The organism is Mesorhizobium sp. CNPSo 4661 (genome assembly GCF_057784215.1).
Genome location: NZ_JBWGIO010000005.1, coordinates 169,618 through 188,509, shown reverse-complemented (window position 1 = coordinate 188,509; position 18,892 = coordinate 169,618). Strand labels below are relative to the sequence as shown.

General features: G+C 64.7%; 18 protein-coding genes. 7 read left to right on the top strand and 11 right to left on the bottom strand.

The window, feature by feature from the left end; all coding sequences use genetic code 11:
- The first annotated feature begins 6 nt into the window (after positions 1-6).
- The gene (locus AC0YKC_RS09405) at positions 7-1,080 is read left to right on the top strand and encodes an ABC transporter ATP-binding protein (RefSeq protein ID WP_488510969.1); all 1,074 of its coding nucleotides are present in this window, start codon (positions 7-9) and stop codon (positions 1,078-1,080) included.
- Here AC0YKC_RS09405 and AC0YKC_RS09400 read toward each other — a convergent pair.
- The 4 genes from AC0YKC_RS09400 to AC0YKC_RS09385 form a co-directional block, all read right to left on the bottom strand.
- The gene (locus tag AC0YKC_RS09400) at positions 1,044-2,342 is read right to left on the bottom strand and encodes a flavin monoamine oxidase family protein (RefSeq protein ID WP_488510886.1); all 1,299 of its coding nucleotides are present in this window, start codon (positions 2,340-2,342) and stop codon (positions 1,044-1,046) included. The two genes, AC0YKC_RS09405 and AC0YKC_RS09400, sit on opposite strands and share 37 nt — an antisense overlap.
- Positions 2,343-2,537: 195 nt before the next feature.
- Positions 2,538-3,620 (bottom strand): ABC transporter substrate-binding protein, encoded by a 1,083-nt coding sequence (locus AC0YKC_RS09395; protein ID WP_488510885.1) that lies wholly within the window; start codon positions 3,618-3,620, stop codon positions 2,538-2,540.
- An 82-nt stretch (positions 3,621-3,702) separates the two neighbouring features.
- Positions 3,703-4,404: a transcriptional regulator BetI gene (betI, locus tag AC0YKC_RS09390; protein WP_488510884.1), complete on the bottom strand. Its 702-nt coding sequence runs from the start codon at positions 4,402-4,404 to the stop codon at positions 3,703-3,705.
- A gap of 6 nt (positions 4,405-4,410) precedes the next feature.
- Positions 4,411-5,205, bottom strand: a complete 795-nt coding sequence (locus AC0YKC_RS09385) for a class I SAM-dependent methyltransferase (RefSeq protein WP_488510883.1) — start codon at positions 5,203-5,205, stop codon at positions 4,411-4,413.
- Positions 5,206-5,484: 279 nt separating this feature from the next.
- On the opposite strand from AC0YKC_RS09385, the gene AC0YKC_RS09380 reads away from it, so the two are divergent.
- From AC0YKC_RS09380 to AC0YKC_RS09365, 4 genes are all read left to right on the top strand, one after another.
- Positions 5,485-7,104 (top strand): phytoene desaturase family protein, encoded by a 1,620-nt coding sequence (locus AC0YKC_RS09380; protein ID WP_488510882.1) that lies wholly within the window; start codon positions 5,485-5,487, stop codon positions 7,102-7,104.
- A complete protein-coding gene (locus AC0YKC_RS09375) occupies positions 7,091-8,665 on the top strand; it encodes a phytoene desaturase family protein (RefSeq protein WP_488510881.1) in 1,575 nt (524 codons plus the stop codon). The genes AC0YKC_RS09380 and AC0YKC_RS09375 overlap by 14 nt, the downstream gene beginning before the upstream one ends.
- A gap of 211 nt (positions 8,666-8,876) precedes the next feature.
- The gene (locus AC0YKC_RS09370) at positions 8,877-10,121 is read left to right on the top strand and encodes an aminomethyl transferase family protein (protein ID WP_488510880.1); all 1,245 of its coding nucleotides are present in this window, start codon (positions 8,877-8,879) and stop codon (positions 10,119-10,121) included.
- A 1-nt stretch (position 10,122) separates the two neighbouring features.
- Entirely contained in the window at positions 10,123-10,380 is a 258-nt protein-coding gene (locus tag AC0YKC_RS09365) for a hypothetical protein (RefSeq protein ID WP_488510879.1), read from the top strand.
- A gap of 6 nt (positions 10,381-10,386) precedes the next feature.
- Here the strand turns inward: AC0YKC_RS09365 and AC0YKC_RS09360 are convergent, their stop codons facing one another.
- The 4 genes from AC0YKC_RS09360 to AC0YKC_RS09345 all read right to left on the bottom strand — a co-directional run bounded on the left by AC0YKC_RS09360 (position 10,387) and on the right by AC0YKC_RS09345 (position 13,572).
- Positions 10,387-11,445 carry a dipeptidase gene (locus tag AC0YKC_RS09360; protein WP_488510878.1) on the bottom strand — a complete coding sequence of 353 codons (1,059 nt, stop codon included), beginning with the start codon at positions 11,443-11,445 and terminating at the stop codon, positions 10,387-10,389.
- Between the two features lie 262 nt (positions 11,446-11,707).
- Positions 11,708-12,007, bottom strand: coding sequence for a GNAT family N-acetyltransferase (locus AC0YKC_RS09355; RefSeq protein WP_027166574.1), 300 nt, complete (start codon positions 12,005-12,007; stop codon positions 11,708-11,710).
- On the bottom strand, positions 12,000-12,635 hold the full coding sequence (locus tag AC0YKC_RS09350) for an alpha/beta hydrolase (RefSeq protein ID WP_320296585.1): 636 nt from the start codon (positions 12,633-12,635) through the stop codon (positions 12,000-12,002). The genes AC0YKC_RS09355 and AC0YKC_RS09350 overlap by 8 nt, the downstream gene beginning before the upstream one ends.
- Before the next feature lie 4 nt (positions 12,636-12,639).
- Positions 12,640-13,572, bottom strand: a complete 933-nt coding sequence (locus AC0YKC_RS09345) for a VOC family protein (RefSeq protein ID WP_434724261.1) — start codon at positions 13,570-13,572, stop codon at positions 12,640-12,642.
- A 212-nt stretch (positions 13,573-13,784) separates the two neighbouring features.
- Here AC0YKC_RS09345 and AC0YKC_RS09340 point away from each other — a divergent pair, with 212 nt between their 5' ends.
- A complete protein-coding gene (locus AC0YKC_RS09340) occupies positions 13,785-15,344 on the top strand; it encodes an alkaline phosphatase family protein (RefSeq protein ID WP_488510877.1) in 1,560 nt (519 codons plus the stop codon).
- Between the two features lie 93 nt (positions 15,345-15,437).
- On the opposite strand, the gene AC0YKC_RS09335 is transcribed toward AC0YKC_RS09340, so the two are convergent.
- The gene (locus tag AC0YKC_RS09335; RefSeq protein ID WP_488510968.1) at positions 15,438-16,781 is read right to left on the bottom strand and encodes a PRC-barrel domain-containing protein; all 1,344 of its coding nucleotides are present in this window, start codon (positions 16,779-16,781) and stop codon (positions 15,438-15,440) included.
- Between the two features lie 247 nt (positions 16,782-17,028).
- Here AC0YKC_RS09335 and AC0YKC_RS09330 point away from each other — a divergent pair, with 247 nt between their 5' ends.
- The gene (locus tag AC0YKC_RS09330) at positions 17,029-17,949 is read left to right on the top strand and encodes a diacylglycerol/lipid kinase family protein (RefSeq protein ID WP_320296582.1); all 921 of its coding nucleotides are present in this window, start codon (positions 17,029-17,031) and stop codon (positions 17,947-17,949) included.
- An 8-nt stretch (positions 17,950-17,957) separates the two neighbouring features.
- On the opposite strand, the gene AC0YKC_RS09325 is transcribed toward AC0YKC_RS09330, so the two are convergent.
- Positions 17,958-18,161, bottom strand: a complete 204-nt coding sequence (locus AC0YKC_RS09325) for a hypothetical protein (RefSeq protein WP_320296581.1) — start codon at positions 18,159-18,161, stop codon at positions 17,958-17,960.
- A gap of 263 nt (positions 18,162-18,424) precedes the next feature.
- A complete protein-coding gene (locus AC0YKC_RS09320; protein WP_434724266.1) occupies positions 18,425-18,886 on the bottom strand; it encodes a hypothetical protein in 462 nt (153 codons plus the stop codon).
- Between the last annotated feature and the right edge of the window lie 6 nt (positions 18,887-18,892).

Here is an 18,892-nt window from a genome sequence, read left to right as displayed (position 1 = left end):
CGCACCATGATCGAGATCCGCGACGTCACGCGCAGCTACGGATCGTTCAAAGCGCTGGACAATGCCTCGCTGGCGATCAGGGAGGGCGAATTCTTCTCGCTGCTCGGGCCTTCCGGTTGCGGCAAGACCACGCTTTTGCGCATGATCGCCGGCTTCGACACGCCGACCAGCGGCTCCATCGCCGTCGACGGCCAGCCGATGGACGGCATCCCCGCCAACCGCCGGCCGACCAACATGGTCTTCCAGAGCTACGCGATCTTCCCGCATCTCGATGTCGAGCAGAATGTCGCCTATGGGCTGAAGCGACTGAAGCTCGGCGCCGGCGAGGAGAAGCGCCGCGTCGAGGAAGCGCTGGCGCAAGTGTCGCTGACCGGCCTCGGCAAGCGTCGCGCCACCGAGCTTTCCGGCGGCCAGCGCCAGCGCGTGGCTTTGGCCCGCGCGCTGGTCATGCGGCCCAAGGTGCTGCTGCTCGACGAGCCGCTTTCGGCGCTGGACAAGAAGCTGCGCGAGCAGATGCAGGTCGAACTGCGCCGCCTGCAGCAGGCGGTCGGCATCACCTTCGTGCTGGTCACGCACGACCAGTATGAGGCGCTCGCCATGTCGGACCGCATCGCCGTCATGTTCGGCGGCCGCATCGCGCAGGTCGCCTCGCCGAAAGAAATCTACCAGCGCCCGGTCAACCGCCAGGTCGCCGATTTCCTCGGCGGCATGAACTTCGTCAAAGCCGAGATCGTCGAGGAGAACGGCGCTTCCCTGGTGCTCGACACGCTGGGCTTCGGCCGCGTCAAGACCGATAAGCCGAGGGCTTTCGTGCGCAATGGCGGCGCGGCCACGCTTGGCATACGGCCGGAGCGGCTGCGTGTTTTATGGGACAACGCCTCGGCGAAGTTCGAGGTCGCGGGCAAGGTTGTCGAGCGTCACTATTTCGGTGAGATCACGCATCTGATCGTCGAGATCTCCGGACTGGAAAAGCCGCTTTCGGTGACCGAGACCAACGATTTCGGCGCCGACGACATTCCGGTCGGCGCGCCGATCCGCCTCGCCTACGATCCCGAGGCGCTGGTCGCGATGGCCGACTGAATCTTCGCAGCCGCGATGCGGCCGGCGACGATCGCGCCCTCGACATAGCCCGGGAAAGACGGCGAGACTTCCGAAGCAGCGAAATAGACCGGCGGCGCGCCGGCAAGGATGACGCGCTCGGCATTGCGTGCCGTCACGTCGACGATAAGGTCGCTATAGGCACCGCCGCTCCAACGATCATGCGTCCAGTCGCGCGCGCTGAAATCGACGACGTCGGCCGCCCGCGGGCCGAGCGCCTGAACAAGCCTGGCAGTGATTTCCGCCTGCAACGCCGCCTCGTCGAGCGGATGCCAGCGCAGCGCCAGCGGCCCGCCGACAAAGACGACAAGCGCGGCATGGTCGGCATCCTTGCTGCCGTCGCAGGCGAACAGCCCCGGCAGGTCGCGCCACATCACCATGCCGCACAGGCCCTGCTCGCGCCAGAACGGCTCGGCGTAGCGCACCAGGATCTTGATCACCGCGCCGCTTTCCCAGACGCCGAGCGCGCCTGCGAGCTCTGCCGGCAGGGCAGGCGCGAAATCGAGCTTCGCGGCTGTCGCCGGCGGCAGCGCGACCAGGACGTCGCGCGCTTCGATCACGCCGGCAACAGTGCTGATGCGGACGCCTTGCGGCCCACGTTCGACACGCGTCACCGCTTCGTTCAGCCGCACCCGGTCGCCGAGTTCGCCGGCCAGGTCCTCGGCCAGCGATTGCATGGTGTCGCCCAGAAAATACTGCAGCTCGAACACCTCGTTGGTGATGCGGCGATCATTGTCGATCAGGTACCAGAGCGGCACCTTGTCCGCCGCCAGGCACCACAGGCCCTCGACCAGCGAACGGAAAGCGGCCTTGGCATCGGGCTCATCGTCCTGGCGCCCCAGCCAATCGGCAACGGTCAGCCCGGCAATGGCCGGATCGTCCGGATCGATCCGGTTCATACGCTCGCGGATGGCCATCGAGACATGGTAGGTGCGCTCCGCCCGCGCCGGCGTCAACGACGGATGGGTGATGAATTCGCCGTCGACATAGGTCTCGACGAAGGCCTTGCCGTGGGCCTTGGCCAGCGCCATCACTTCGGGCATGTCCACGCACAGGAACTGGCCGCCGCTGTCGATACGCTCGCCGAGCCCGTTGCGGACGGCCTCCACCCTGCCGCCGACGCGGTCGCGCGCCTCCAGCAAGAGGAAATCGATGCCGGCGCGCCGAAGATCGAGCGCGGCCGACAGTCCTGTGAAGCCGGCGCCGACGATGACGACGTCGGTTCTTTCGATGATGCTGCTCAATAGCCGGCCTTGGTCTTCACGAATACTGGCGGAAGGTAGGAGGATTCAAAGCCGTTGGCGAGCCCGACTCGAAGTCACATGGCTGAACTCGGCACCGACTCTCCCCGTCGCGAACACGGGAAGAGGATGCATGCAGGCGGGTCACGGGCAACTCCGCCTCTGGAACGAGGCCCTGGCCAACCGCCAACACAAGGCTCAATAGCCGGCTTTGATCTTCTCGAACTCGGCGATCATCTTGAGCTTGAGCTCCGAGGGCAGCGGCTGCTGGAACAGTGTCTTGTCGACCCATTTCTCCACATTGTCGTAGCCCTTTTCCTTCAGGATAGCCGGATCGACGCCGGCCATGCCCTTGGCGTTGGCCTGGCCGTAGCCCCAGTCCTTGACCAGCGTCTTGGCGACTTCGGGGTCGTTGACCGCGTTGAGATAGTCATAGGCCTTGTCGATATTGCCCGGCGCGTCCTTGAACAGCACGTAACCGCATACCCAGGTCGACATGCCCTCCTCGGTGTCCTTCTTGGACTTGATCGGCACGCCGGCCTTGACCGACTGCACCGTCGCGTCGTTCCAGGCCCAGGCGAGATCGACCTCGCCGCCGGAGAGCAACTGCACGATGTCGGTGGTATCGGTCCAGTAGGAGCGCACATTCTTGTGCACCTGGCGCAGGAAGTCGGACGCCTGCTTGAACTGTTCGTCCGTCATCTTGGTCCAGTCCTTCAGCCCGATGGCGAGGCTGGCCAGCGCATAGGCGTCATCGACATTGTCGCCGATCGACACCCTTCCCTTATATTTCGGATCGGCGAACACCTTCAGCGACTGCACGTCCTTTTCGGCGATCTTGTCGGAATTGTAGGTGAGCTGGGTATCGCCCCAGTCCCACGGCATGAACCAGGCCTTGCCGTCGGGCGTCGTGGCGAGATCCTTCATCGCCATGATGCCGGGGTTGAGGTCCTTCCAGCCGGCGATCTTCGAGGTGTCGAGCGGCTGCAGCAACCCGGCCTCGCGCCATTTCACCACGCTCTGCGAACAAGGATGGCCGAGATCGGACTTGAAGCCGGAGCGGATCTTCTCGAACGCCTCGTCCTCGTCGCCGAAGAAGGCGAAGGTCGGCGAGGCGCCGTTCTTCTCGACATATTTGCCATGGAAGCTCGGATCCTCATAACCGGACCAGTCGAACACGATCAGGTCCTTGTCGGCAGCGACGGCGAACGCTGCTGCCGAAGCCGCGATCGCGCTCCCAAGCGCCAATGTCAGTGTCAGGCGTCGGCTGAGTTTCTTCATTCTGTTCCATCCTCTTTTGGTTTTTGCCGGTCTTGTTTGGCCGGCTGTTGCTAACCCCGGCTTTTGCTAGCCCCATCTTTTGCTAGCCCCATCTTTTGCTAGCATAGTGTTTCGGAAAGGCGGCGGCCAAGAATGCGTTGGCCGACTGCAGGGCTGTTTCGCGGGTCGTATCCTCCGTTCCCATCATCAGCCGCAGCCACAGGCCTTCGAGCATGGCGCTGAGCGCCAGGGCGATGACCTGAGGGTCGTAGGCGTAGCCGCCGCTCTGTTTGAGCGTCGTGCAGAGGTCGATGAAGACCTGCTGGTAATAGGCGTCGCGCGAGCTGCTCAGCGCCTGGTAGGTCGGCCGCGACTTGGCCTCGCCCCAGAAGGCAAGCCATGCGGCGAGCTTGCGCTTGTTGCAGATCGAGCGGTCGAAATCCGCCCACACCAGATGCTGCAGCTGACGCGCCGGATCGTTGCCCGCCTTCTGCAAGGCTGTGCGCCAATGCGCCGAATACTCGTCATACATGTGCTGCAGCGTGGCGATCAGCAGTTTTTCCTTGCTCTCGAAATGGAAGTTGACGATGCCGCGCGACAGGCCCGCGCCATCGGCCACGTCCGCCATCGTCGTTTCGGCATAGCCGCGCTTGGCCAGTGAATCGATCGTCGCCTCGATCAGCTGCAGCTGCCTGACCTCTTTCGAGGCCTTGCGGCCGCGCTTTTCGGCGTCGCCTTTTCGTCCCGATTCAGCGACGTTGTCGGTGGCATCTGCTGTCTTCATAAGGGTGACGGTCTCCAGCATCGCCGGCTATCCAACCGGCTTCCAACCGCGCAGATGAGTGGGGCGGTGCTCGCCACTGTCAAGCACCTTCTGCATCGCCTCCCAGGTCTTGATGTTCTTGTCGACATAGGCCGCGCCGACCGCTGCCGCGGCCTGCGCGTAAAGCGGTCCCTTGAGGCGGGCGAGCTCTTCTCGCGCGACCTCACGGTACCAGGGATTGCGGTCGCGCACCGTGATCTCGCTGAAGCCGGCGCGGCGCATGGCTTCGGCATAGCGCGCCGGCGAGGCCATGGCGAAGGAGAGACCTTCGGCCGCGACATAGGCCTTCATCTGAGGCGACGGTTCGCCGTCATGCCCGATCATCCAGTTCGACGCCGCGAACACCCCGCCGGGCTTCAGCACCCGAAAGATCTCGGCGAACAGCGCGTCCTTGTCCGGCACATGCAGCAGCGCGTCCTTGGAGAAGACGACGTCGAAGGACGCGTCCGCGAAGGGCAGCGGCCCCGGCGGCGCCTGGACGAAGCTGACGCGATTCTCGAGACCTTGCCGGACCGCCCCCCGCCTCGCCGTCTCGATCACCGGCCTCTCGACGTCGAAGCCAGTGGCCCTGGCCGCACCATGCCGCGCGGCCAGATGCAGCGTGATGCCGCCGGCGCCGCAGCCGATATCGAGGATCGTCTTGCCCTTGAGCGAGAGGCCTTCGACCACCCGGTCGACCTCGTCCGGACCGCCCGGCGACAGGTAGCCCTCGCCCCACAGCGCTTCGAGGAAGCGGATGGCGGTGTCGTCATATTCCGGCTCGGCGTCAGCCGTCCCGATCATCGGATCCTCAACCCCAAATGCCGACGTGGATCAGTCAGAATGCTGGCAAAGCCTAGCGCATCAACGGGAAAACGCAACACCATTTGTTGAACATTCATTCAATATGACTGGACAAAAAACTGTGATCCGTGCCAAATTCGCGCAATCGGGGAACAAAAAGCACCGAGCAATCCCAGGAAAAAGCGTGAAGCGGTTAGGTTCGGCCACTTCGCCGTAACTTTCCGTCCGGAATTGCGTGGAAACAAGACGATAGGGCAACCGGATGGAGGTTCGGCGCGCATGAAGGCATGGGACGCGATCGTCATCGGCGGCGGCCATAACGGCCTGGTCAACGCCTGCTATCTGCAGCGCGCTGGCCTGGATGTGCTGGTGGTCGAGAAGAATGACTGGGTCGGCGGCGCGGCCACCAGTCGCGAGTTGACGCCGGGCTTCCTCTATTCGAACTGCTCCTATGTCTGCTCGCTGTTCCGGCCCGAGATCATGCGCGACCTGGAACTGCCGCGCTTCGGCCTGCAGGTGATCTCCTATGAAGGCGGCGCGGTGTTCACGCGCGACGGCGACTACCTCGCCAACTACCGCGACCATGACGCGCATCGCCGCGAGTTCGCACGCTTTTCGAAGCGCGACGCCGAAGCCTATGACCGCTATTCGCGCGACGTCACCAGACAGTGCCGCTTCATCCAGCCGCTGTTGATGCGCACGGCGCCCGACCCGACCAGCCTCAAGCCGCGCGACCTCGGCGAGCTGCTCTATCTCGGCAGGAAATTCGCCGGCTTAACCGCCGAGGAGATGGCGCTGACCCTGCGCTTCTGGACGATGTCGATCTCCGACTTCCTCGACGAGTATTTCGAGACCGACGTCATCAAGGCGAATTTCGCGCTTTCCGGCATCATCGGCACGGCGCTTGGGCCGATGTCGCCCGGCACAGCCTATGTGCTGCTGCACCATTATATGGGCGAGGTCGATGGCTCGGTCGGCGCCTGGGGTTATGCGCGCGGCGGCATGGGCGCCGTCACCAGGGCGCTTGCCGCCTCCTTCAAGGCTAGCGGTGGCACCATCCGCATCGGCGCCGAGGTCGACCATGTGCTGATCAGGAACGGCAAGGCCAAGGGCGTCGTGCTTGCCGGCGGCGAGGAGATCTACAGCAAGCTCGTCATCTCCAATGCCGACGTCAAGCGCACCTTCCTGAAGTTGGTCGAGGAAAAGGAATTGCCCGACATCTTCCTGCGCCGTGTCCGCAATTTCAAAATCCGCGGCTCCTCCGGCAAGGTCAACATTGCGCTGGATTCTCTGCCCGAGTTCCCGGCTCTGCCCAAGGATTCGCCAGTCTACCGCGCCGACATGCACTTCACCGATTCCATCGAGCGCATGGAGCGCGCCTATGACGACTGGAAGGCCGGGCGCTGGTCGGCCGACCCCTTCCTCGACATGATGATCCCGACCACGCTCGACCCGACCATGGCGCCGCCGGGCAAGCATTTCATGAGCTGCTTCGTGCAATATGCGCCGCCCAAGATAAATGGCCGCGACTGGACCGACGCCGACCGCGCCGGCTTCGCCGAAAGCGTGATTTCCCAGATCGCCGAATATTCGCCCGGTTTCCGCGACCGCATCGTCCACATCGAAGTGCGCACGCCGCGCGAGATCGAGGCCGAGGTAGGCCTCACCGAAGGCAACATCTTCCAGGGTGAGCTCACCTTCGACCAGTTGCTCTTCAACCGCCCGGTGCCGGGCTACGCGCAATATCGTTCGCCGATAGGTGGCCTCTATATGTGCGGCTCCTCCACCCATCCGGGCGGCGGCGTCATGGGCGCGCCCGGACGCAACGCCGCCGCCGAGATCCTGCGCGACCTCGCCAAGCCAACCCTGCATATGAGCCCGGCCCATGACGTCATCTGATTTGAACTGGGACGTCATCGTCATCGGCGGCGGCCATAACGGCCTCGTCGCCGCCGCCACGCTGGCGAAGTCAGGCCGCAAGGTGCTGCTGCTCGAAGCCGGCAGCGAGGTCGGCGGCGCCGCGCGCACCGAGGAATTCGCGCCGGGTTTCCGCGTCTCCGCGGTCGCGCATCTGCTGAACCGCCTGCACCCCGATGTGGTGGAGACGCTGGAGCTGGAGCGGCACGGGCTAACGGTCGAGCGCGGCGATTTCGTGCCGTCGGTCGCGCTGTCGAAGGACGGTCCGCTCGTGCTGCATGGCGCCTATGGCGAGGTGCTGACCGGTGCAACTTCGGCGGAGCAGTCCGCGTGGAAAGAATTGCGCGCGCAGCTGCTGCGCTATGCCGGCGTGCTGAAGCCTTTCCTGTCGCGCCGGCCGCCGGACCTCGGCAACATGTCGCTCGCCGACTTGACCGGGCTCGGCCAGACCGCGCTGGCCCTGAAGCGGCTCGGCAAGGAAGACATGCGCGACTTCCTGCGCGTGCTTCTGATGAATGTCTACGACCTGCTCGACGAGCAGCTTTCGGACGACCGGCTGAAGGGCCTGCTTGCCTTCGACGCGACGCTGGGCTCGCATCTGGGACCGCGCTCGCCGACCTCGCTGCTCGGCCTCTACTATCGGCTTGCCGGTGAGATCGGGGGGCTGGCCGGCGCGCAGATCCAACCCAAAGGCGGCATGGGCGCCGTCGTCGCCGCCATCCGCGCGGCGGCCGAGAAAGCGGGCGTTTCGATCCGCCCGGCTTCGCCGGTCGCCAAGGTCATCGTCGACAAAGGCCGCGCCGTCGGCGTCGTTACGCAGAGCGGCGAGACGCTGCGCGCCAAGACCGTCGTTTCCGCCATCAATCCAGCCACGACGATCCTCGATCTCGTCGGCCCGCGCGAGGTCGATACCGGCTTCGTGCGCAAGATGAAGAACATCCGCATGAAGGGTGACGCAGCAAAACTCCATCTGGCGCTCGACCGGCCGCCGCAATTCACTGACGTCGATGCCGCCGGCCACAAGGGGCGCCTCGTCATTGCGCCATCGCCCGACCATGTCGAGCGCGCCTTCAACCCGTCGAAATATGGTGAGTTCTCGTCCGAGCCGGTGATGGAGATCACGCTGCCCAGCCTCGTCGACCCATCGCTTGCGCCTACCGGCACCTGCGTGCTGTCGGCAGTGGTGCAATACGCGCCCTACGGGCTGAGAGAGGGCTGGGCCACTGGCAAGCCGCAATTCCTCAAGGCAATCATGGCGCAGCTCGAAACCCATGCGCCAGGCATCGGCGCGACGGTCCGCCACGCCGAGCTTTTGACGCCGGCCGACATCGAGGCGCGCTACCGCATGCCCGGCGGCCACTGGCACCATGGCGAATTGCAGGCCGACCAGATGCTGATGTCGCGACCGGTCTCCGGCTGGTCGGGCTACGACACGCCGCTCGAAGGGCTTTTCCTTGCCGGCGCCGGCTCGCATCCCGGCGGCGGCATTTCCGGCGGGCCCGGCCTAAACGCTGCGCGCCGCATCATCGCGATGAGGGCCTAGGGATGTTTTTGCAGATCGCTGAAGCCGCGCTCTACGGCGCCCCTCTCTGCCCTGCCGGGCATCTCCCCCTCTTGGGGGGAGATCAGCTGTCCGCGCGCCCGGCTTACCTCCTGCAACGTTGGCGATTGGCGAAAGCCGAGGCGACGGCCAATCTCCCCCCTAGAGGGGGAGATGTCCGGCAGGACAGAGAGGGGCGCGAAGGAACGCCGTCATGAATCGTCATGTGAAAATCGACGCAGCCCGCACCCTCGCGCAATCCCACTTCCGCACGCTGCGGCTCGGTACGCCGTTCCAGCCGCGCATCGACGCGCTGGGGCTGAAGCAGGACTGGTACAGCTGGGCCGGATACCGCGCGCCGCATTCGCTGTGGGACGAGGAGCTTGAGTATTTCGCCATCCGCAGCCAGGCGGCGCTGTTCGACATCTCGCCGATGACCAAGTACCGGATCGAGGGCCCGGACGCCGAAGCCTATCTCGATCGCGTTACGCTGCGCGACGTGACCAGGCTGAAGCCCGGCCGCGTCCACTACACCGCCTGGTGCGGCGACGACGGTTTCGTACTCGACGACGGCACACTGTTCCGGCTCTCGCCGACGCGCTTCCGGCTGTGCTCGCAGGAGCGGCATCTGCCCTGGCTGCTTGACAGCGCGATCGGCTATGAGGTGAGCGTCGAGGAAGAGACCGAAGCGATCGCCGGACTGGCGCTGCAAGGCCCGACCTCCTTCGCCATCCTGCGCGACGCGGGCTTTGCCGGCGTCGAACGGCTGAAAATCTTCGACCTTGCCGAATTCGCGCATGACGGCGCTCCCCAAGGAACTGGCAAAGTCACCATCTCGCGCACCGGCTTCACCGGCGATCTCGGCTACGAACTGTTCGTGCCAGCGGACAAGGCGCTGAGCCTGTGGGACCGGCTGATGGCGGCGGGTGAGCTGCGCGGCGTCCGCGCCATCGGCTACACGGCATTGAACCGGGCCCGGCTCGAAGCTGGCCTGATCGTAGCCAATGCCGACTTCACTGCTGCCGAGCACGCCATCCGCACCGACCGCCTGCGCATGCCGGACGAGATCGGCCTCGGTTTCATGATCGACCCGGACAAAGGGCATTTCAACGGCCGCCGCGCGATCCTCGAAGCCCGCTCGAAGAAGAGGCTGCGCCACGTGCTGGTCGGGCTGGAGATCGAAGGCAACATCCCGGCGGAACATGCCATCGTTTATTATCGCAAGACCCAGGAGGTCGGATTGGTCAGCGCGGCGATGTGGTCGCCCATGGCCAAGCGCAACATCGCGCTCGCCTCGCTGCAGCGGCCTTATGGCGACACGGTCGTCGACGACCTCTGGGTCGAGATCTACGCCATGCGCGAGCTGCAGTACCAGAAGCTGATGAAGAAGGCGAAGGTGGTGCCGCGGCCCTTCATCAAGCTCGACCGCCGCACCGCCAACCCGCCGGCGGATTTCTGACATGGCAAGCGAAGCGGAAGACCCGGAAACGGAAGCCGCCGAGCAGTGGCAGCTCGTCAACACGCCGCTCGGCGAGATGTGGTCCGGCCGCACCCGCTACGCGGCGGCGATGTATTTCTTCAAGCGCAGCGAGATGAATGCCGAGACGCTGGAGGTCTACCGCATCTGCGCCCGGCTCGACGCGGAAAATCCCTTGCCGATCATCCGCGACCGCGGCATCGGCAAGGAATGGCTGAAGCGCATGGGCTATGGCCAGTAGTCGCGCTTAACCTATCGTGCGTTCAAGCACGCTCAACCAATTCCGATAAGCGATCTTCTCGATCAGCGCGCGTCCGAAACCGCGCGCCGCTAGCGCGTCGATGAGCTTCGGCAGGCCGGCGACGTCGCCGATGGGGGCCGGGATCGTGGCGCCGTCGAAATCGGAGCCGAGACCCACGCCGTCTTCGCCCAGAGCCTGCAGCAGCGAATCGATGTGGCGCACCATGATGTCGATGCTGGTGTCGGCATTCATGCGGCCGTCCTCGCGCAGGAAGCCGGTGGCGAAGTTGAGGCCGACCACGCCGCCCGACTCGCGGATCGCGCCGAGCTGCCAGTCAGTCAGGTTGCGCGAATGGCCGCAGATCGCATGCACGTTGGAATGGGTGGCGACCAGCGGCGCATCGCTGAGCTCGGCCACATCGCGAAAACCCTTCTCGTTGAGATGCGAGAGGTCGATCATGATCCTGAGTTGGTTGCACGCCTTGACCAGCGCCTTGCCGGCATCGGTGAGGCCAGGCCCGGTGTCGGGCGACGACGGAAAGCGGAACGGCACACCATTGCCGAAGGCGTTCGGACGGCTCCAGACGATGCCCAGCGAACGCAGCCCGGCGGCATAAAGCACGTCGAGCATGGCAAGCCCGGGATCGATCGCCTCGACACCTTCGATGTGGAACACGGCCGCGATCGAGCCCTTGGCCATCGCGTTCCGCACATCGCCTGCGCTGCGGCAGACGGTGAGTGCACCCGCGCCCTCCAGCCGGAACAGGATCGAGGCCATGCCGATGGTCGAGGTGATCGCCTCGGCCTGCGGCAGTTCCGGCGGCAGCGGCTCGTTGTCGCTCGGCGCCGGCGGCACCGCGCTGCGCTTCGACTTTTCGACCGGCGGCGGAAAGATCGCGAACATGCCGCCCGCAAAGCCGCCCTTCCTGGCGCGCGGCAGGTCGATATGGCCGCCCGGCGTCCCCTCGATGAACAGCTTTTCGACGTCGGCTTCCTTCGACTGGTAAAGTCGAAGCAGCGTGTCGTTATGTCCGTCGAAAACGGGGATCAGGTCGGTATCGGTCATCAGGGAAGCCATTCAAATCGGTGACAGGCGGGACGACAGGTTTCGTCCGAGCGAACTGTCAACTTAGGCAAGATGGCCGGGCGGTGCAAATGTCAGAGGCGCGCTTTTCCTTCTCCCCTTGTGGGAGAAGGTGTCGCCGAAGGCGACGGATGAGGGGTGTTCCAGGGAAAGCCGGCGTCTCACTCCGCTGGAGCACCCCTCAACCGTCTTGGCGCTGCGCGCCAATCCACCTTCTCCCGCAAGGGGAGAAGGGAGCGCTGCGCTACTGCTTCAGCACATCCGCCCATTCCGGATGACGCCGGAACTGGGCGTTGGCGAAGGGGCAGAGTGGGATGATCTTCTTGCCGGCGGCGCGCGCATCCTCGACCGCGCGGGTGACGAGCCGAAGCCCGGCGCCCTGGCCGCGAAAGACATCCGGCACCTCGGTGTGATCGATGATGAGCTGGTGCTCGCCGATCTTGGTGAAGGTCATCTCAGCCTCGGCGCCGCCAGGTCCGCGCAGCACGTAGCGCCCTTTGGAGCCGCGGTCTTCAAGTTCGATCTCGGGCAGTTGGTCAGCCATTGTTCTTGCCTCCTTCAGCGGGCGCGAGCGCGAACAGCCGCCGCGCCGCTTCGATTTCATTCGGCCGAACCTCATGCCCGCCGTCGTGCCATTCCACAGTGACATCGGCGCCGTCGGCGCGCAAATAAGCCTCTAGCCGCGACGTCAAATTGGGCGGACAGATCGGGTCGCGCCTGCCGGCCGTGATCAGGATATGGCGGCCGGCAAGGCTGCCCTGGACGCGGGGTTCGAACGGGATCAGCGGATGCATCAGCGCCGCGGCATCGAACAGGCTGGGCTCGGCAAACACCACCGAAGCCAGGATGTTGGCGCCGTTGGAATAGCCGAGGCCGAGCACCGCCGAAGGCTTCGCCGCCTCGACATGCGCCTTGACGAAGCCCGCCATCTTCGATGTCGCGCGCGCCAGGTCATCCATGTCGTAGACGCCCTCGCCGGTGCGGCGGAAGAAACGGGCAGCACCTTGCTCCGAGACATCGCCGCGCGGCGAGATGATCGTCGCCGAAGGCACAAGCTCGCGGCCGAAACCGAGAAGCTGGTTCTCATCCGCGCCGGTGCCGTGGAAGACGAAGAGCAGCGGGCTGCCCGGCGAACCGGGCAGCACCTTGTGGATGTAAGCGTCCTTGCTCATGGCTTCAGCCTTCCAGCTTCTGCAGGTGCTCTTCGAGGTAAGGCCTCAGATGCTGATGCTGCATCGGCAGCTTCAGCGCCTCGCCGAGATGCGCGGTGTCCTCGTCGCGGTCGAAGCCCGGCTCGTTGGTGGCCACCTCGAACAGCACGCCGCCCGGCGTGCGGAAATAGATCGCCCAGAAGTAATCACGATCGATGACCGGCGTCACGCCGTAACCCGTGTCGACCAGCGCCTTGCGCACCTCGAGCTGCTTGGCGCGATCCTCGACCGCGAAGGCGACGTGGTGCACCGAGCCGGCGCCGAGATTGGCAAAGCCGGCGCCCGGCAGCGATTCGATGTCGACGACATCGGCGCCATTGCCGTTCTTGATCGCCATCCGGCGGATGTTGCCGGACTTGTCGACCTCCTCATAGCCCATGAACTTCAACAGCTCCTCGGTGGCGCCTCCGTCCTTCAGCCGGAGCGAGACCGAATGAAAGCCGCGGATCGCCTCGTCGCCTGGAACCCCGCCCTTGACCCAGGGCGCTCTCTTGTCGGCCTTGTCCTCGACCAGCGCGAAACTGTCGCCGTCGGGACCGGTGAAGGTAAGCCGCTTCTCGCCAAAGCTATCCGTGCGGGCGACATTGCCCACGCCGTCGTCGGCGAAGCGCTTTTCCCAATAGGCCAGCGTGCCTTCCGGTACCGAGAACACCGTGGTGCCGACCTCGCCGACGCCATGCCGGCCCTTGCCGATATCGGGGAACGGAAAATAGGTCATCACCGAACCCGGCGTGCCGACCTCGTCGGCATAGTAGAGATGGTAGACGTCCGGCGCGTCGAAATTGACGGTCTTCTTCACCCGGCGCAGGCCGAGCTTCTTCGTGAAGAACTCATTGTTGCGGCGTGCGTCGCTCGCCATAGAGGTGACGTGATGCAGGCCCTTGATCTGATCGAGCATGATGTTGCTCCTTCCTTGTCCTTGTGCGGCCCTCGCCGCTGTCCACGCCAATATGAGGATAGGCGGGCCCGCGGCAAAGCGGGCAAACACAGAATGGACTGTGTCATAAAAGTGAACGACTGTTCAAAATTTGTTCACCAATCCATCACAGGCATCGACTTGCAACGCCGGTGATTTCCGTTCCATCTGGGCGCTTCCACAAGGAAACGATCTTGGACAATCCGACGAGCCGCCCGAATGTTCTCCTCATCACCTGCGACCAGTGGCGTGGCGACTGCCTGTCGGCGGCCGGCCATCCGCTGGTGCAGACGCCGAATGTGGACGCTTTAGCCGCCGAAGGCGTGCTTTTCCGGCGTCACTATGGCGGGGCAGCACCCTGTTCTCCCGCCCGCGCGAGCCTCTATACCGGGCTCTACCAGATGAACAACCGCGTCTGCGGCAATGGCACGCCGCTCGATGCGCGCCATGGCAACATCGCGCTTTCGGCACGCGCGGCGGGCTACGATCCCACCCTGTTCGGCTACACCGATGTCTCGCTCGATCCGCGCCAGCTTGTGGCCGAGGATCCGCGCCTGCGCAGCTACGAGGGCGTGTTGCCGGGCTTCACCGTTAGGCAGGCCCTGCCCGAGCATCAGAAGCAATGGCTGTCATGGCTCAAGGCACAGGGCATTGACACCGGCGCCGGCAGCCCCGGCATCCATCGCCCGGCCAAGGGACAGACGGAAGGGGACGTGACCAACGCGCCGCCGGTCTATTCGAAGGAGCAGACGCCGACCGCTTTCCTCGCTGGCGAATTCATCCGCTGGCTCGGCGAGCAGGAGAAAGGCGCGCCGTGGTTCGCGCATATCTCCTTCATCAGCCCGCACCCGCCCTTCATCGTGCCGGAACCCTACAACACCATGTATGATCCAGGCGACGGTCCGGCCTTCCGGCGCGCTGCAAGCTGGCGGACCGAAGCGGAAAGCCACCCCTATCTCGCCTATGATCTCGACCGGCAGAAGCGCACAAAATTCGTTCCCGGCATCGAAGGCAACGTGCCGGACTGGAGCGAGGAGAACTTCCGCTTAATCCGCGCGATCTATTACGGCATGATCTCCGAGGTCGACGCGCAACTTGGCCGCATCTGGCAGGCGATCAAATCAGCGGGCGCCTGGGACGACACCGTGATCGTGTTGACCTCCGACCACGCCGAGATGATGGGCGATCATTTCATGCTCGGCAAGGGCGGCTTCTTCGACGCCAGCTATCATATCCCACTGATCATCCGCGATCCGCGCCGCAGAGCCGCGGCTGGCGCGGCCGTGGACCGCTTCACCGAGGCTGTCGACATCTTCCCGACCTTGCTCGACCTGATCGGCGCCGCGCCGCAGCGCCATCTCGACGGCCGTTCGCTCGCGCCCTGGATCGAGGGCAAGAGACCGGAGAGCTGGCGCGACGCCGCGCATTGGGAGTTTGATTTCCGCACGGTCGCCAAAGGCGAAGCCGAACGCCATTTCGGTATCGGATCGAGCGCCTGCAACCTCGCCGTCATCCGCACGGCGGACTTCAAATATGTCCATTTCGGCGGCGGCCTGCCGCCGCTTCTCTTCGACCTGTCGAAGGACCCGGGAGAGCTGAACAACGTGGCGAACGACCCGGCCTATCTGCCGACGCGGCTCGAATTCGCCGAGGACATGCTCGCCTGGCGCGCCGCGCATCTCGATCGGTCGCTGGCATTGGCGGAGCTGACGGAGGATGGCGTGGTCGGGTATGTCGCTGGGAGTAGGGAGTAGGGAGTAGGGAGTAGGGACGAAGCGCCGCGACGGCACTCGTCAAACCATACTTCCTTACTCCCCTACTCCCCTACTCCCCTACTCCCTCACTCCCTATTTCAAAATCATCCTCTGCTGGTCGCGCTTCTCGGCGTAGCTGCCTTTGTCATAGGCCGTCTGCGCCTGCAGCTGTTCCTTGGTGAAGTTGGTGTAGAGATATTTCTTGCCGTTCTTGTCGGTCATGAATTTGAGCTTATCCATGCCGAGCGCCACTTCCTTGGCGCCGATCCCGAGGAAGCCGCCGACATCGATGATCACCGCATCCGGCTTGTTGTCCTTCAGCACCACGTCCCCGATCTCGCCGATCTTGGCGTCATTCGCGCCATAGACGGTTGCGCCCTTCAAATCGCCGCCGCGAATATCGCCCATCGGCATCTCGGTCAGCGTCGACTTGTCGATGGAGGCGGTCTTGGTCTGGTCGGTGGCGCTGGTGTCGGCTGGCTTGTTTTCAGCCGTGGCCGTAGCCGGCGCCGCAGGCTTGGTCTCGGCCGTCGACTTGGCGGGCTCTGCCGGCTTCGCTCCCTTATCGGAGGTCGTATCCGAAGACACCACCGCGGGCGTGGTCGCCGCGGGGGCGTTGTTCGCGGCCGTCGTCGAGCCCGGCGCTGGATCATAGGCCTTGCGGTTGAACTCGGGCTGGGCCTGCAACTGCTCCTTCGTCGTCTCGGCCACCAGCCAGCGGTCGCCGTTCTTCTCCGCCCACTTGGCCTTGGCGAAGTCGTAGGCGACGTTCTTCGTGCCGATGCCGAGGAAGCCGCCGACGCCGATCACCAGCGACTCGGCCTTGCCGTCCTTGGCGAGCACGATATCCTTCACGTCGCCGATCTTCTGGGCGTCGTCAGCGGTGCCGTTATAGACCGACTCGCCCATGATGTTGCTGGCGAGGTTGCCATCCGCCTTCTTCACCGGTGCGGCCGCCGGGGCCTGGGTTGTCGTCGTGTTGTTGGCGGGCTGCGTAGCGTCGGCCGACTGCGCCGGTGCCGGATCATACGGCTTGCGGTCGAATGCCGGCAAAGCGCTCAACTCGTCTTTGGTCGACTTGGCGACCAGCCAGCGGTCGCCGTTCTTCTCGGCCCATTCCAGCTTGCTGTAATCGAAGGCGACGTCCTTCTTGCCGACGCCAAGGAACCCGCCGACCCCGATTATGGCCGACTTGGCCTTGCCGCCGGCATCGAAGACGACATCATCGACCTTACCGATGTTCTGGGCGTCGTCGCCGGTGCCGTTGTAGACGGACTCGCCGATGATGTTGGTCATGAGCGCGCCGTCCGAGCGCATGACCGGAGCCGGATTTTCGGCTGCCGGGGCCTGTTGAGCCGGAGCGGGCGTCGTCTGTGCAAAAGCGCCGGTCGCGAGCAGCGTCGCGATCGCGGTCGTTGCAAAAAGAGTGCGGATCATCATGGTCTCTCCTCGTGCCTGATCTGTGTGCATGACGCTCCCTCGGCCAGCCTCTGATCGGCGGGTCGGGAGCGGCAGTATCGACAGGTTCACAACGTTGTGACCGGAGTGTTGTTCCGACCACGACGCGTTCACGAGTGCCTGGTTTAGACCCTGTAGTGGAACCATTGCGGCGGCATCTTCGTTCCGGCTTGCGGCTGAGGAGGTCTGTCGGCTCAACCGGCCCGAAGGTGATATGGAGTGGCGTATGCGGTTTGCTGCGGTGCTGAACCAGGACGGCGGCACGCTCCGCACCATCGACGTTGAGGCATTTTCCGAACAGCTGCGTCAGACGCTCGAAGCGGCGGGACATTCGGTCGAGGTCGATATCGTTGCCGGCCGCGACATCGCCGCGGCGCTGGAAAAGGCCATCGCCAGGCGAAACATCGATGTCGTTCTTGCCGGAGGCGGCGACGGCACCATTTCCACCGCGGCGTCCCTCCTGATGAACAAGAAGAAGGCCCTGGCCATCTTGCCCGCCGGTACGATGAACCTTTTCGCGCGGGGCCTGGGCATTCCGCAGACACTCGAGGCGGCGCTGCAGTCCTTCGCCGATGGCGAGGTCATCGCCGTCGATATGGCCAGCGCCAACGGCCGGCCCTTCGTGCATCAGTTCTCCGTCGGTATGCATGCCAAGATGGTTCAGTTGCGCGAGAAAATGGATTTCGGCTCGCGCCTTGGGAAGATGCAGGCATCCGTGCGCGCGGCATGGGCGGCGATCAAGAACCCGCCGGCATTGAAGGTAAGCCTCAGCGTCGGAGAGGCCGAGATCGTCACCCGCACGACCGGCATCGGCATCTCCAATAATCTGTTCGGCGAAGGCCACCTGCCCTATGCCGACAATCCGGCCGGCGGCGTGCTCGGCATCTATGTCAGCGTCGCGCGCCGGCGTCATCATCTGGCGAAGCTGTTGCTGGACATGCTGCGCGGCAGGCTGCGCCAGAGCGCGCATGTCGAAGTTCATCAGGCTGGCAAGGTCGTGCTGAAAATCCGTTCGCCCACCAGGAAATTCAGCGCGGTGCTGGATGGCGAACTGATCAGGCTGGAGCGCGAAACCACGATCGAGATTCACCCGGGCGCGCTGAAGGTGCTCGTCCCGTCAAGCAATGCGCAGGCAAAGGCGGCGTGATGCGGAAATCAACCGCCCTGGACGGATTTCTGCGCCGCGGGCGGCGCTTGCGGTACGGTCTGCTGCGTCGTCGGCGATTTGATCAGCTCGCCGTAAATCTCGACCGCCCCCCACGCGATGAAGGCGAGCAGGAGCCCGGCGATGAGGATCCTGAGCGCATGCCAGCCCCAATGTCCCTGGCGTGCTTTGTCTTCGGGTACGATCTTGGTCACGATAGGCCTCCATGCTGCACGGCGGCGGGCTTCAGCTGCGACATGGCGGTAACGGGCCCTGTTCGGGAAGGTTCCGCGTCGGGGGAGCACGTTCAAGCAGCATGCGGCGATCGTGCTTTGGCTCTATCCCGAACCACCGCCCCGCCGAGGTCATCGACCGCGATGTCGGCCACGAATTCTCCCATCCCGGCGGCGTCTTCGCCGGGATGTCGGTGCCGCTGGAGCCGTCCTTGACGTGGACGGTCCGTGCGTGACCGAACCGCTTACGGCATCTCCTCCGGGTCCGGCTTTGGTGGCCTGGTGTTCTCGCGATAGATGGCGTAGGCGACGACCGCCAGGGCGGGCGCGATGACGGCGGCGCCCAACCCGCCCTTGCTCTTGGCGAGCGCCGGTAGCAGGGCAAGCGCCGCGGTAACGCCCAGCGCGGTCATGTCGGCCTGCCGCCGCCGCGCGCGCCGCCTGCTGCGCATGCTGGTCGTCAGCTTGTGAATGACAAGGACGAGCCCGGCAAGCACCAGGAAGCCGATGCCGAAGCCAAGACTGGTCGCCAGCGGTCCATAACGCGCCGCCAGCCAGATATAGGCGGCGCCGATGAGGAAGCCGACACCGCACAGGGCAAAAACGGCGGCAAGTCCGTAAAGGATTGCCGTCGTCCGAGCCCTGTGCACAGCGGCCATGGCCTCGCCGGAGACGAGGGCCGAGATCAGCGAGACAAGCGCCCCCATCTGCGG

What these genes read in the sequence shown, in the direction of transcription:
- AC0YKC_RS09395 (WP_488510885.1), bottom strand. Translation starts at nt 3,620, where the DNA reads ATGAAGAAACTCAGCCGACGCCTGACACTGACATTGGCGCTTGGGAGC.
- AC0YKC_RS09345 (WP_434724261.1), bottom strand. Translation starts at nt 13,572, where the DNA reads ATGCTCGATCAGATCAAGGGCCTGCATCACGTCACCTCTATGGCGAGC.
- AC0YKC_RS09320 (WP_434724266.1), bottom strand. Translation starts at nt 18,886, where the DNA reads ATGGGGGCGCTTGTCTCGCTGATCTCGGCCCTCGTCTCCGGCGAGGCC.
- AC0YKC_RS09365 (WP_488510879.1), top strand. Translation starts at nt 10,123, where the DNA reads ATGGCAAGCGAAGCGGAAGACCCGGAAACGGAAGCCGCCGAGCAGTGG.
- AC0YKC_RS09350 (WP_320296585.1), bottom strand. Translation starts at nt 12,635, where the DNA reads ATGAGCAAGGACGCTTACATCCACAAGGTGCTGCCCGGTTCGCCGGGC.
- AC0YKC_RS09380 (WP_488510882.1), top strand. Translation starts at nt 5,485, where the DNA reads ATGAAGGCATGGGACGCGATCGTCATCGGCGGCGGCCATAACGGCCTG.
- AC0YKC_RS09385 (WP_488510883.1), bottom strand. Translation starts at nt 5,205, where the DNA reads ATGATCGGGACGGCTGACGCCGAGCCGGAATATGACGACACCGCCATC.
- AC0YKC_RS09360 (WP_488510878.1), bottom strand. Translation starts at nt 11,445, where the DNA reads ATGACCGATACCGACCTGATCCCCGTTTTCGACGGACATAACGACACG.
- AC0YKC_RS09355 (WP_027166574.1), bottom strand. Translation starts at nt 12,007, where the DNA reads ATGGCTGACCAACTGCCCGAGATCGAACTTGAAGACCGCGGCTCCAAA.
- AC0YKC_RS09335 (WP_488510968.1), bottom strand. Translation starts at nt 16,781, where the DNA reads ATGATCCGCACTCTTTTTGCAACGACCGCGATCGCGACGCTGCTCGCG.
- AC0YKC_RS09405 (WP_488510969.1), top strand. Translation starts at nt 7, where the DNA reads ATGATCGAGATCCGCGACGTCACGCGCAGCTACGGATCGTTCAAAGCG.
- betI (WP_488510884.1), bottom strand. Translation starts at nt 4,404, where the DNA reads ATGCTGGAGACCGTCACCCTTATGAAGACAGCAGATGCCACCGACAAC.
- AC0YKC_RS09375 (WP_488510881.1), top strand. Translation starts at nt 7,091, where the DNA reads ATGACGTCATCTGATTTGAACTGGGACGTCATCGTCATCGGCGGCGGC.
- AC0YKC_RS09370 (WP_488510880.1), top strand. Translation starts at nt 8,877, where the DNA reads ATGAATCGTCATGTGAAAATCGACGCAGCCCGCACCCTCGCGCAATCC.
- AC0YKC_RS09330 (WP_320296582.1), top strand. Translation starts at nt 17,029, where the DNA reads ATGCGGTTTGCTGCGGTGCTGAACCAGGACGGCGGCACGCTCCGCACC.